The 12,660-nt window shown below is 44.1% G+C and carries 14 protein-coding genes and 1 pseudogene; 4 read left to right on the top strand and 11 right to left on the bottom strand.

The genetic code is table 11. The features are described 5' to 3' along the window. Positions 1-272 precede the first annotated feature (272 nt). From aao to A4H00_RS05020, 3 genes are all read left to right on the top strand, one after another. Positions 273-1,454 carry an aminoacetone oxidase gene (gene aao / locus A4H00_RS05030; RefSeq protein WP_067087857.1) on the top strand — a complete coding sequence of 394 codons (1,182 nt, stop codon included), beginning with the start codon at positions 273-275 and terminating at the stop codon, positions 1,452-1,454. 82 nt (positions 1,455-1,536) lie between these two features. Further along, the gene (locus A4H00_RS05025) at positions 1,537-2,235 is read left to right on the top strand and encodes an ABC transporter ATP-binding protein (RefSeq protein ID WP_067091474.1); all 699 of its coding nucleotides are present in this window, start codon (positions 1,537-1,539) and stop codon (positions 2,233-2,235) included. A 10-nt stretch (positions 2,236-2,245) separates the two neighbouring features. Then, the gene (locus A4H00_RS05020) at positions 2,246-3,868 is read left to right on the top strand and encodes a hypothetical protein (protein WP_067087854.1); all 1,623 of its coding nucleotides are present in this window, start codon (positions 2,246-2,248) and stop codon (positions 3,866-3,868) included. 44 nt (positions 3,869-3,912) lie between these two features. Here the strand turns inward: A4H00_RS05020 and A4H00_RS05015 are convergent, their stop codons facing one another. Together A4H00_RS05015 and A4H00_RS05010 are read right to left on the bottom strand one after the other, a co-directional pair. After that, the gene (locus tag A4H00_RS05015) at positions 3,913-4,242 is read right to left on the bottom strand and encodes an AzlD domain-containing protein (RefSeq protein ID WP_067087852.1); all 330 of its coding nucleotides are present in this window, start codon (positions 4,240-4,242) and stop codon (positions 3,913-3,915) included. After that, the gene (locus tag A4H00_RS05010; RefSeq protein ID WP_067087850.1) at positions 4,232-4,930 is read right to left on the bottom strand and encodes an AzlC family ABC transporter permease; all 699 of its coding nucleotides are present in this window, start codon (positions 4,928-4,930) and stop codon (positions 4,232-4,234) included. Before A4H00_RS05010 ends, A4H00_RS05015 begins: the two co-directional genes overlap by 11 nt. 247 nt (positions 4,931-5,177) lie before the next feature. On the opposite strand from A4H00_RS05010, the gene A4H00_RS05000 reads away from it, so the two are divergent. Beyond that, complete coding sequence (locus tag A4H00_RS05000; protein ID WP_067087846.1) at positions 5,178-6,434, top strand: ISL3 family transposase; 1,257 nt, start codon at positions 5,178-5,180, stop codon at positions 6,432-6,434. A gap of 75 nt (positions 6,435-6,509) precedes the next feature. Here A4H00_RS05000 and tsaD read toward each other — a convergent pair whose 3' ends face one another. The 9 genes and pseudogenes from tsaD to A4H00_RS04955 all read right to left on the bottom strand — a co-directional run bounded on the left by tsaD (position 6,510) and on the right by A4H00_RS04955 (position 12,648). Then, a complete protein-coding gene (gene tsaD / locus A4H00_RS04995; RefSeq protein WP_067087844.1) occupies positions 6,510-7,517 on the bottom strand; it encodes a tRNA (adenosine(37)-N6)-threonylcarbamoyltransferase complex transferase subunit TsaD in 1,008 nt (335 codons plus the stop codon). Then, positions 7,507-7,947: a ribosomal protein S18-alanine N-acetyltransferase gene (gene rimI, locus A4H00_RS04990; protein WP_067087843.1), complete on the bottom strand. Its 441-nt coding sequence runs from the start codon at positions 7,945-7,947 to the stop codon at positions 7,507-7,509. Before rimI ends, tsaD begins: the two co-directional genes overlap by 11 nt. Continuing rightward, positions 7,944-8,630, bottom strand: a complete 687-nt coding sequence (gene tsaB, locus A4H00_RS04985; RefSeq protein WP_067087841.1) for a tRNA (adenosine(37)-N6)-threonylcarbamoyltransferase complex dimerization subunit type 1 TsaB — start codon at positions 8,628-8,630, stop codon at positions 7,944-7,946. Before tsaB ends, rimI begins: the two co-directional genes overlap by 4 nt. A gap of 1,058 nt (positions 8,631-9,688) precedes the next feature. Then, positions 9,689-10,423 (bottom strand): annotated as a pseudogene (locus tag A4H00_RS04980) (CHAP domain-containing protein); the annotation flags it as partial. 9 nt (positions 10,424-10,432) lie between these two features. Then, on the bottom strand, positions 10,433-10,816 hold the full coding sequence (locus A4H00_RS04975) for a hypothetical protein (protein ID WP_067087837.1): 384 nt from the start codon (positions 10,814-10,816) through the stop codon (positions 10,433-10,435). Continuing rightward, positions 10,813-11,403, bottom strand: a complete 591-nt coding sequence (locus tag A4H00_RS04970; protein ID WP_067087836.1) for a hypothetical protein — start codon at positions 11,401-11,403, stop codon at positions 10,813-10,815. The genes A4H00_RS04975 and A4H00_RS04970 overlap by 4 nt, the downstream gene beginning before the upstream one ends. A 9-nt stretch (positions 11,404-11,412) precedes the next feature. Continuing rightward, positions 11,413-12,021 (bottom strand): hypothetical protein, encoded by a 609-nt coding sequence (locus tag A4H00_RS04965; protein WP_067087834.1) that lies wholly within the window; start codon positions 12,019-12,021, stop codon positions 11,413-11,415. A gap of 69 nt (positions 12,022-12,090) precedes the next feature. Then, a complete protein-coding gene (locus A4H00_RS04960) occupies positions 12,091-12,348 on the bottom strand; it encodes a phage holin (RefSeq protein WP_067087832.1) in 258 nt (85 codons plus the stop codon). 6 nt (positions 12,349-12,354) lie between these two features. Continuing rightward, positions 12,355-12,648 carry a DUF7365 family protein gene (locus tag A4H00_RS04955; RefSeq protein WP_067087831.1) on the bottom strand — a complete coding sequence of 98 codons (294 nt, stop codon included), beginning with the start codon at positions 12,646-12,648 and terminating at the stop codon, positions 12,355-12,357. Between the last annotated feature and the right edge of the window lie 12 nt (positions 12,649-12,660).

Here is a 12,660-nt window from a genome sequence, read left to right as displayed (position 1 = left end):
CACAAATAATACTCACCAAAAATCAAAATCTGACATCGTTAACTCACCTTGCTTCAACCGTCCAGCGGACTGTTGAAGGTTGGGAATAAGAGGCTAAGACAAAAGTGTCCAGCCCTGCTTCTTTTATAGCTTTAGCAGTTTGACTTATATCAATGACTATTGATACCTGAGCCTAGAAATGCGAAAGCGAAATTGACAAAATCGATTTCTTCCCACTCCCCCTAGTCAGATGTTGATTTTTAGAGAGTATACCTCCAAAAAAAGGACTGAATATGACACATTTTGATACGATTATTATTGGCGCAGGACCTGCTGGCATGATGGCCGCAATTGCTGCTAGCTTCTATGGACAAGAAACGCTACTCCTTGAAAAGAATCGCAGGCTCGGAAAAAAGCTAGCGGGAACAGGTGGTGGCCGTTGCAATGTAACCAACAATGGCACGCTTGAAGACTTACTAGAAGGCATCCCAGGTAATGGTCGTTTCCTCTACAGCGTCTTTTCCCAATTTGATAATCATGACATCATTCGTTTTTTTGAGGACAACGGTGTCAAGCTAAAGGTCGAAGATCACGGACGCATCTTTCCAACGACCGATCGCTCTCAAACGATTATTAAGGCTCTTGAGATGAAAATGTTGGATTTGGGTGTTGACATTCGAACAGGGACAGAAGTTCTCTCCGTTAAAAAAATCGATGACACCTTTCAGATTAAGACCGCAGATAATCTTTTCACCGCTTGCAAGGTCATTGTCACAACAGGAGGCAAAGCCTATCCCTCAACAGGCTCTACTGGATTTGGTCATGACATTGCCCGTCATTTCAAACTCGCTGTGACAGAGATTGAAGCTGCTGAAAGTCCGCTTCTGACTGATTTCCCCCACAAGGCGCTACAAGGCATTTCGCTAGACGATGTCACTCTCCGCTACGATAAACACGTTATCACCCACGATCTCTTGTTCACGCATTTTGGGCTTTCTGGCCCTGCCGCCCTACGACTATCTAGCTTTGTCAAGGGAGGCGAAACCGCTTATCTCGATGTGCTACCGCAGATGAGTAAGGAAGAATTGGCTACTCTCTTAGAGGACGAACGAGAAAAAGCCCTCAAAAACGTCTTGAAAACCCTCATGCCTGAACGCTTGGCAGAATTCTTTGCGAAGTCTTATCCCCTCAAAGTCAAACAACTGTCTAAAAAAGAAAGGGACCAACTGATAGCTACAATCAAGGCGCTACCGATTCCGATTACAGGCAAGATGTCCCTAGCCAAGTCCTTTGTGACCAAGGGTGGAGTAGACCTCAAGGAAATCAATCCCAAAACCCTTGAAAGTAAAAAAGTAGCAGGACTGCATTTTGCAGGAGAAGTACTTGACATCAATGCCCATACAGGAGGCTTCAACATCACCTACTGTCTCTGCACTGGCTGGGTGGCAGGTATACAGCCGATACCGTTTTCATAAAATTCAAGGACGCCCTTGAATTTTTTTATATTTTAATGTATGATAAACATAGAACAAAGATACAAAAAGGAGACCGATTATGATGAAACTAGCCCTTAACACCATTTCAAAACAATTTGACCAGAAAATCATCTTCCAAGAAACGTCCTTTACGTTTGAACAAGGAAAAATCTACGGACTCCTCGGCAGAAACGGTGCTGGAAAAACAACCCTCTTTAACTGTATCGCCCGTAACCTCGTCCTCGAACATGGGACAATTCAGTTTGAAGAAGAGGATCAGCTACGCGACTATGATTCAACTGAAATCGGCTTTACTCAGACCTACCCGCAACTCCCTGCTTTTATGACCGCCTTTGAATTTATCCGCTTTTACATGGACATTCACAAAGATAAACTGCGTAGTTCACGGAGTCCCGAAGAATGGCTAACACTAGTCGGTATTGACCATGTAGACCAACACCGCTTGCTGAAAGACTTCTCTCATGGAATGCAAAATAAGGTTCAGCTTCTCCTATCTCTCATCGTACAACCAGCTGTGCTCTTACTCGATGAACCTCTGACCTCTTTTGACCCTGTTGCCGCCCATGAGTTCAAACAACTCATTCGCAAGGCTAAAAAAGATTCCGTCATCATCTTTTCGACCCATATCCTCCAACTGGCTCAAGACCTGTGTGATGAAATTGTCCTCTTGCATCACAAGGAGTTACAAGCCGTACCAACCGAACGTTTGCACGACGCCGATTTTGAACAAGAAATCGTCAATCTATTAGCAGATAAATAGGAGGATCCAGATGAAAGATATATTACGGTATAGCTGGTATCAAGAAAAGTTCAGCCTTAGCAAACAGGTCAATGGCTTTCTCTACTACCTTCGAAAAATCCCCTTCATTGGAAAATCCATTCCTGAAACAGTTTACCATTCTTACAAGGTAAAAAGCAGTTTATTCTATATCTTTACTATTCTCTCCATCCCTTTTCGCTTCTTGGCAAAATTCTTCTGGCTGACGCTCTATGTGGGCACAGCCCATATCACTATCAATCTTGCAACAGGTGCAGAGCCTCTATCCCTACCACTGAAGCCCCAGAGCTTCTTGCTTGGCTTTGCGATTTGGCTTTGCATGACAGGGCTAATCACTCGCTTCTCGAGAGGTTTTGAAGCCGTCATCTCACAATCAAACCGAGAGTTTCTGGTCAATTTCAAACTCTCTCAAAGACTCTTTTTACACAGTCAATTGTTGGTAGACCCCATTATCCATAGCCTAGCCTATCTTCCTGCCTTGATGATCTTGAGCGGTCTAGCTCACCAATGGCTGATACTGCCTGTCGGACTCTTAGCACTCCCGACCGCCCAATTAGCCGGTTATGCTTGTAATTTCTGGTTCTTTAAACGCCGTACCTTCATCACAAATTGGTCCTGGCAGAATTGGGCTCTCCTTCTACCTGGTATGACCTTTGCAATCCTAGCTTTTTTCAAACGAGATGCACTCAACACCGCATTTTTACTCGTGTTGCTCATGATTCAAATCCCCATTTTCCTCATGAGCCTCCGTTCAGTTCTTGCCTTTCATCAGATAACGGAGTATTTCAACTTCCGCATGGAAGAATCGCTCGCCTTTGATAAGAAAATCTTCCAGATGAAACAAGGTAATGAATACACCCGTCAAGGCTTGACAATGCAGGAAAAATTAAGTTTAGACAAACAGGAAGACCTCACGCACCTGACCGGTATGAACTACCTCAATGCCCTGCTTTTCCAACGCTATCACACTATACTTGCAAAAGGATTGAAAAAACGCTTGCTCTTTTTGCTACTCGTTCCCACCTTATTTGCAATCATTGCATTTTTTGAACACAAACCTTTCAAGCTACCTGAGAAAGGATTGATTGCCCTTCTCCCCTTTACCCTCATGATCATGTATGCAGGCTCTCTCGGCAAGCAAATCACCCAAATGGTCTTTGTCAATTGTGACATCGCTATGCTCCATTATCCATTTTATCGAGAGCCTAAGACGATTTTAGCTGGCTTTAATTATCGCTTTATCCAAACACTAAAATTTAACAGCATTTTTGCTTCCGCTCTCTTTCTCATCATCATGCTCATGGGCCATTTCCAATATTCGTGGCAGCTGACTCTTTTGACTGCCTATCTCATGCTCAGCATCACCTTCCTATTTTCTTTCCACGATCTCTTTATCTACTACATTCTCCAACCCTTTACCAAAGACATGGAAATTGTCAATCCTCTCTATCGCATTCTCAGCGGAGCCTTGTATTGGCTTGCTTATCTCAATACCCAACTAAAAATCGCAAGTCTACTGTATATCCTAGGTCTTTCCATCGGAATTAGCCTTTATGTCGGCATCGGCTATCTGATTCTCCTCAAAAAAGCTCCCAAGACCTTCCGATTGAAATAATACAAAAGTTCGAGACAAACATCTCGAACTTTTTAGTATCTGATTTAAATTCCTGAAAGAAAGCGTAAGCTAGCTGTTACGACAACCCCTACTATAACTGCGAGCAGGATATTCTTTGTTTTCAAAACAACAAAGAAAGTCGGTAACAAGGCTATGGTTTCAATTGGTAGAAAACGCGGAAAATGCCCCACCCTTTCATCCACCACACTTGATAAGGTTAAGGCAAAGATAATGGAAAGAGGTAGAAAGCGTAAAAAACGCAAGGCAAGAGGCGGCAGAGATTTTCCTTTTGTTAAGACAAAGGGTAGAATTCTCGGTACCCAGGTTACGACCATTGCAGCTAGAATCATCCATACCATTTCCCTATTTATCATCCAGCATCACCCCCACAAAACAGCCAATCAAGGTCGCTACAAGAACCGCAATATAAGAAGAGGTCACCAGAACCAATCCCATATATGCACAAAATACACTCAACAGAATCCAGCCAATCTTCCGTAATGGAATCTGTCTTGCCATCGCTTCTAGCTGACCTGCAAAAATTCCTACAAACATTGCTACCAATGCAAAATCAAGTCCTAACCCTTCTGGATTTGGAATGAAGCTGCCGATGAGATTACCTAACACAGTAAACAACACCCATGCAGTATAGCTAGCCAGATTATTCCCATACATCCAATAGGGAGATACCGTTGGATTTTCCAACTGTTTCCGCAACAAGACACCATAGGACTCATCCGTCAAAAATGAACCGATAAAAATATTAGAACCCAAAGAATTTTTTTGAAACATGGACGCTGTATGCAGACTGAGGAGAAAATGACGTAGATTGACAAAAAATACCGTCACCGCAATCGACATCAAAGGCGCACCCGCTAAAATCATGGCACACATCACAAATTGCGCACTTCCTGCATATACGAACACGCTCATCAAAGCCATTTCTAGCGCTGAAATACCTGAATTAACCGAAACAATTCCACAAGCTAATCCAATACTCGCATAGCCTAAGACCGTTGGAATCGCGTCAATTGCCCCTTCTTTCACAAATGAACCTTGCATACCAAACTCCTTTCCAAGTCCTATCATTGTCTTACTAGTATAAGCTAGAAACCAACTACCGTCAACCTTTTCAAGTTATTTTCAGAAAAATCATCTCTGCCAGTTGAAACTTCCTGAAAAAAGGGCTCTATAATATCTGTAGTGGGTACGCCCGCCACAGAGATTATGGAGCCTTTTTCAGTGTAGAAAAAAAGTTCCATATGACCTATAATGAAAAGCGACAAAACTATCATTTAGAAAGACTCATATGGAACAACTAAATCTTATCACAAATTTTCTCAAAATGAAAGACAAAAATATCACTATCACTAATGAATGCGACATGGGAACACACTTAGAACTCCACGGTCACTTGGATTACACAGCCCCTAAATGCCCTTCCTGCAAGGGACAAATGGCTAAGTACGACTTCCAGAAAGCCTCTAAAATCCCCTACTTAGAAACTGCTGGCTACCCGCTACTTATCCGCCTTCGAAAGCGTCGTTTCAAGTGCAAAGACTGTGGGAAAATAGCGGTCGCTGAAACTCCTATTGTTAAGAAGAACCATCAAATCTCTGTCGCTGTCAACCAGAAAATCGCACAATTACTCATCGAAAAGCAAGCAATGACACATATCGCACACAGACTCTCCATTTCTACATCTACAGTTATTCGAAAACTCAATGAGTTTAAATTTGAAACGGATTGGGATAAGCTTCCAGAAGTCATGTCCTGGGATGAGTATGCCTTCAAGAAAGGGAAAATGAGCTTTATCGCTCAAGATTTTGACACAAATAACATCATCGCTATCCTTGATGGAAGAACGCAAGCAACCATCCGAAATCACTTTCTGAGATACCCTAGAAAGGTCAGAAACCGCGTTAAAATCATCACTATGGACATGTTTAGCCCTTACTATCAACTAGCCAAACAACTTTTTCCTCATGCTAAAATCGTGCTGGATCGCTTCCACGTTGTGCAACATCTCAGCCGTGCTATGAACCGTGTCCGTACCCAAATCATGAATGCTTTTGACCGCAAATCGCATGAATACAAGACGCTCAAACGCTACTGGAAACTGGTACAACAAGATAGCCGTAAACTCAGTGACAAGCGGTTTTATCGCCCTACTTTTCGCATGCATTTGACCAATAAGGAAATCTTAGACAAGCTCCTATCCTACTCAGATGAGTTACGACAACATTATGAACTCTATCAACTTCTTTTATTCCATTTCCAAGAGAAAAACTCAGATCATTTCTTTGACCTAATTGAGCAAGAAATAGCCACTGTTAACCCTATTTTCCAGACGGTATTTAAGGCGTTTCTAAAGGATAAGGACAAGATTTTAAACGCTTTGGAATTGCCTTATTCCAACGCTAAATTGGAATCTACCAATAACATCATCAAAGTCATCAAGCGTAATGCCTTTGGTTTCAGGAGCTTTGAAAACTTCAAAAAGCGGATTTTGATTGCCATCAACATCAAAAAAGAGAAGACCAATTTGGTCCTCTCTAGGTGTTAGCTTTTCATCTACCCACTACAGTTGACAAAGAGCCGAAAAAAGAGCCTCTCGGCTCTCCAGTTACTATAAGCAATCCTACAAGGAATCAAAAGCTAGACTCGGCTTGGCATTCAAATCCAGAGACGCTAGGTTGTTCTTGTTCCATTCGCTGACCGCAGCTAAGGCAATCATGCCTGCATTATCACCGCAGAGGCGCAAGGGTGGGATAATGACCTCAACATCGGTTATTTCCTGATTTAAACGCTCGCGCAAGCCCTGATTAGCAGCTACTCCCCCTGCAACCACCAAGGTCTTGACAGGATATTTTTCGAGGGCTTTTTTCGTCTTTGCCAGCAAAATATCTAAAACACAAGCCTGAAAAGAAGCTGCTAAATCTTCGTTGACAAGTGTTTCTCCTTTTTGTTCGGCATTATGACAAAGGTTGATAAAAGCTGACTTAAGGCCTGAAAATGAGAACTCTAGATTATCTTCTTTGACCATGGCACGTGGAAAGTTATAAATATCCTGTCCCTGATGTGCCAATTCATCAATAACACGACCAGCTGGATAGGGAAGCCCCATGACACGTCCAACCTTATCATAAGCCTCTCCTACCGCATCATCTCGCGTTTCTCCGACAATGCTATACTCACCTTCTCCTGATACATAGACCAGCTCCGTGTGCCCACCCGAGACCAATAAGGCAAGCAAGGGATACTCCAACTCCTTCACGCTACGTGCTGCCATCAGGTGTCCTGCCATGTGATTGACTGGAATCAGGGGCAAACCATTTGCCCAAGCAAAGGCTTTTGCGGCTGATAAGCCCACTAGGAGCGCTCCGACTAAGCCCGGTCCATAAGTCACCGCAACCGCTGTCAGGTCACGCGCTTCAAGCCCTGCCTCTTGCAAAGCTTCTTCAATACAAACCGTTATTACTTCTACATGATGACGACTTGCTACTTCAGGAACAACGCCGCCAAACCGCTTATGGCTTTCAATTTGACTCGCAATCACATTGGACAACAAGTCCGCATCATTTTTTAATACTGCAACCGAGGTCTCATCGCATGATGTCTCAATGGCAAGAATATATCTATCTTTCATCTGTCTCTCTTTTCATCACAATGGCATCTTCTATCGGACCATGGTAATAGCCCTTACGCCTGCCAATTTCTTCAAATCCATAGCGCTCATATAAGCCTTTCGCACGCTGATTGGAAGCCCGCACTTCTAAAAATACCGAACCTGCAAAATCCTGAATACAATGGAGTAGCCTTCCTGCTATCCCCTGACCTTGAACATCTTTACGCACTGCAAGCTGCAAAATTTCCAATTCATCTACAATCTCTTGGACAGCTAGAAAGCCAAGAAGTTCCCGCCCCTCTTTTGCCAGATAGTAAACCGTTTCTGGTTGGCGTAGATCTGATTCAATCTGCTCTACCGTCCATGGTGCCTGATCATACACATCGCACAAAATGGTAAAGAGATCTCGTGCAAGTTCTTCTTGCCCCTTGTATTCTTCAATTTCTATCATACTCGCTGAATGTAACTTTCTCTATCTCTTTCCTCATGATTCTTGAGCCAATTTTCTTCTGCTTCAACCCGCTTGAGATAACGAGGTTCAAAGGACATTACCTCACTCACAGGCGTATGCTCTCCATCCAAGGCAAGCTGATAAGCAGACGGCAAGGTCGCCTGATACTGAGCTTTGGGTAAAGCCGCCTCAATCTGCTCCGTAAAAGCTGCAACTTCTCCTACAAAGGTGACCTGCTCATAGTTTTTCACTTCTTCTAATAAGGCTTCAAAAGAAAGGTAGGTATCTGCCTTGACTGCTTGCCCTTGTTCGTAGAATCCGGCATAGCCATGATTTCGTCTCGCATCAATCAGTGGCACTACTAAGCCCTTACTGTCTGCTGGTAGTAGAGCTTGTAAGCTCGAAATCCCTACCAAATCAATCCCCAGAGTATAGGCCAAGGTCTTTGCAGTTGCAACCCCAATCCGCAAACCTGTATAAGATCCCGGACCCTGTGCTACCACAATTCTATCCAAATCAGCCGGTTTCCACCCAACAGACTGCATTAAGAAATCAATCGTTGGCATGAGGCTAATACTATGATTTTTCTTAATCGCAAGTGTCATCTCTGTCTGTAAACGCCCATTTTCCACTAAGGCTACGGCCAACGTTTGGTTAGACGTATCAAGTGCCAATATTTTCATCTTTTTACTCTCTTTTCATGATTCTATCCTTCTCTATTGTAAGCTATCTCGCCCTTTTTTTCAATCCTTGAGAATGGTGACCTGTGAAAACCACTTGAAAGACAAGCGATTTTTTCATTTTCCTACCAATTCCTTTTACCAAAGCCCTCTTTTGTGGTATGAAACTTCTTTATCGCAAACTCAATCACCATCAATGCCAAAACAATTAATAAAACAAGGTTTTTGAACTTTACACTATTCAGTCAGTCGCCATCATTTTAAAATAAACGTAGTGAAATACGTAGTAAAATTCAACGCTGGGAAATGCTTTTTACCTGTTCTGAAACAGGTCTTTTCTTTTACAAAAAAACACCAGCGCAAGGCTGGTACATTCCATAGACTTCAAACGATCAACTAAATGAGCCTTCGCTCTGCTTCAAAAATACGCAACTTGTTAACCGATAGCCGACCAAGGTCTGAGCTATAGGGAGCTACCCCATAACTTCCTTGGCGTTTCAGTGGCTAGGCAGGACTGGTTACCTCCAACTTTCACCCGACATTCAGAATTTTAATTTTACCTATAGTAATTATCAGTATTCTTTCCATGCACCTTTGGGCTACTCATACAGACTTTTAGTGTAAGCAACGCTCTTTTCAAGCGTCAATGTGCACAATAGCTTATTTTGGCATTACCACCGCATCGCAAGTCGCCAAACTTGGATTTGATGGCTTATTCCCCCCCGGGGCGTCTATTATCGCTACCACCGTCTAGTCTTGGTCTAACTACGCATTCTATCCACATCATACGCACTCTTGCTATTCTTTCACTTCGCAACAATCTATTATCACTAACAGATTGATTACTTATCTAGCGACAGTATCCCATCGCTAGTGTAACGAGAATCACGCATATCATCTTAGCATGTTGTCAAACATTCTTCACTAAGTTATTTAGTTAACCGTTTGAAACCTGTGGAATATTTTATTATATTCCAATACAAGCCATTTGTCAATAGATTTTACAACTTTTTATTTTACACAACAAAAACCCCCGCCCAGTTTCCTGAGCGGGGTTAGTGTTAGGACAGAGTACCCCAGAGCGAGATACGTTTGCCGTTTTCATCGGTCTGACCGATGGCCATATAGTTGCGCTTACCTGACTGACCGATATAAGAAATCCAGCGGTAGCCATTGGCCGAGCCCTTGCTGTCATAGTGGACAGACTCCCCAGGCTGATAGACATGGACAATCTCACCAGTTAGATTTGGCGCACGACGGACATTGATTGCTGTATCCACAAGGGTAAACGTCCCCTCTTCTGGAATCAAGTCAATCTCCTCGCTAGTTCCAGCTGATGTATCAACTGGACTAGCCATCTCCGTATCCGTGTACGGCGGACGAATCCAGCCAATCACCCCATCAAATCCACGTTCATTAAACCGAGCGGGACCCCCAACCGTGAGAGCATCCCAATTCCCATCAATGTTCTGCTCAACCGTCTTCATCGTCACACCATCACTATCCTCGATAACGATACCTGTATGACCATACGGATGACCAGACACAGCCATCACAAACAAATCACCAGCCTGCGGATTGACACCAGGTGCATCATAGATGACCGACAAGCCATTTTGCGCCGCACTATCTAGTAGGTCAATCGCATTGCCCCACAAGTCAATCCCAAACCAATTCTTCACGATAAAGCACGGCAAATCAGCGCACTGCGTGCCCCACATCCCGTCCTTATCCACACCCATCCCAGAGTTCGCTAAATCAATCGCATACTGTACAACTTCTTCTACTCTTGCCATATCCTACCTCTACTTTCTATAAAAACCATTCAAATCCACGATATAACGCTTATTAGCCTCGCACCGAGCGTAGATATTCTGATCTTCAGTCCAAATGGTTGAGCCGTCAAACAACATCACTTCAAGCGTATTAGCGGGATACCATTTGTCAAAGCGCCCAATCTCATAACGATTGTACAAACCTTTTCGAGCGCTATCTGTCACCTTAAAATCCAAATGCAAAAAGCCAATCCCTGTCAATTCATGAACCTGTAAAACCTTCCGACTATTGATCGAACTTGGATCCCCCGGACTCACCCCGTTTGAGAACGTTACATACTCAACTGCTCGCTCCTGCGCCACTTCACGGGTCACCATATCCTCACTACGACCTGTTCGACTATAATTCTTCATCCAATCACCACCACTTTCAACTTGGCATTTTCTGGAATGGCTCTAGCCGTTGTGATTTTGATAGTGTTGGCATCTGTATGCTCGATATCCACAAGCACCTTCTCGTTCGGCGCATTGGCTTCATAGACCTCTACCAGCACATCCTGCGTATTGAGTGAGTGTGTTACCGTGTGCTCCACCGCCACACCGTCGCCAATCTCCGTCACAAATTTATGCGGGGCAGAGGCAAATGACGTCAACTGCTCGGCATGCGTTTTGATAAACGCCTCGATTTCCTTCAAGGTATCGTACTCACCATCCGCACCGCCGACCACTTTCGCAATCTCATCATTGACATATTGCTTGGCCGTATTCAGCGCATCAGTCGCCTTGTTTCCCGCAATCGTGGAAATTTGGTCTGTGTCAAGACTGTTTTCATTGCTATCTAGACCCACCCAGCTATCGCCAGTGTAAATCTTCAATTTCTTCTCTGTCGTATCAAAATACAACTGACCCGCCTTCGGGTCACCAGGTGCCGTCCCCAAATTTTGGACAATGGCATTTAAAAGCTGATTTTTCCTTAAATCTAAATTAGTTAAAACGTGCATAGTTCCTCCTTATACTAAAACCGCCGTCCCACTAAAGGGTACCGCAAAATGAATCTCAAGCTTATTGGTTGAGAGATAGCGCACATCGCCAAAGACCTGCGTACCTGCACTATCAGACACCACAACGGCCGGATACCGATTCAGACGATGCTCAATCGTCCAGACATCGCTGACCTCAGAAAATGTAAAGACCGCCTGATGCTCCAGATAGGCCTTGACCAACTCCTCTGTCTGTTCCCGTGTCAACACAGGCGACTTCTCTGTCAACTCACCAGCCTCTTCATACTCCAGTAAGTTTTCCACAACATGAAGCTTGACCGACTTATCAGACGGAAAGACATAGCCATTGACCACAATCTCGACAAGATAGCCCTTACCTGCCTCAATCGGCTTACTGATGGTAAAGGTGACCGTCCCATCTACCACCGTCACATGCGTCTCATAGTAGAGCTTGTGGTACTTCCCGATTCGCACCTGCGCTAGCGAGCCAGACAACTCCGTCATGACCCGCTCTTCATCGTCCAACAGCTCAAACGTAAACAAGCTCGACGTGTCCCCCTGCTTGACCACAGACCCACCGTCAATTTGCCTCAGACCGACACTTAAAACACCCATCATCTTGACCTCCCTTCAACCACACGAACAAAGGCATCCACCCAAAAGCAGATGCCTACAATCACAAATACACTAATCTTCTTTAGGGGTGTCATAGCTCAATGCTCGCACACTATCAGACAAGGTTGCCGTTGTCGGATCATTGACAATCCCGATGATGGCCAAGACCACAAAAAGGGCATTGACGACATTGAGAAGCCCCTCGACCGTCTGAGTCACCTCAATTTCAATCCCAAACAACTTCCCAACCGTTTGCACCACCAGCGCAATTGCAGGGATAAAGGCAAGCCAAAAGGCCTTATTTTTAAAACGTACTTTCCAGTTAATCATGTCCTACTACTCCTTTTTGGCCAAAGACTTTACATCTTGGCGCACTTCTTCTAATGTCATCGACAAATGCTTGACCTGCTCCACAATCGCATACATAGCCCGATACTGCTCATCATGACCGTCAAGCCGTGTCGCATTGTGAATCGCTTTTGACTCAGCTTGTTCCACCTTCATCTCAAGCACGGTCATGCGGTGTTCAGTCTCCTTAATCTTCCCCTTGTTGGTGACATACATACTCACAACAGGGATGGCCGTCCCAAGAAGCCACAATAAAAATTCTGCTTTGATACTTTCTGGCATACTTCCTCCCAT

Source organism: Streptococcus marmotae (assembly GCF_001623565.1).
GTDB lineage: Bacteria > Bacillota > Bacilli > Lactobacillales > Streptococcaceae > Streptococcus > Streptococcus marmotae.
The sequence above is the reverse complement of the archived record's forward strand: the minus strand, read 5'-3'. Positions and strand labels throughout refer to the sequence as shown.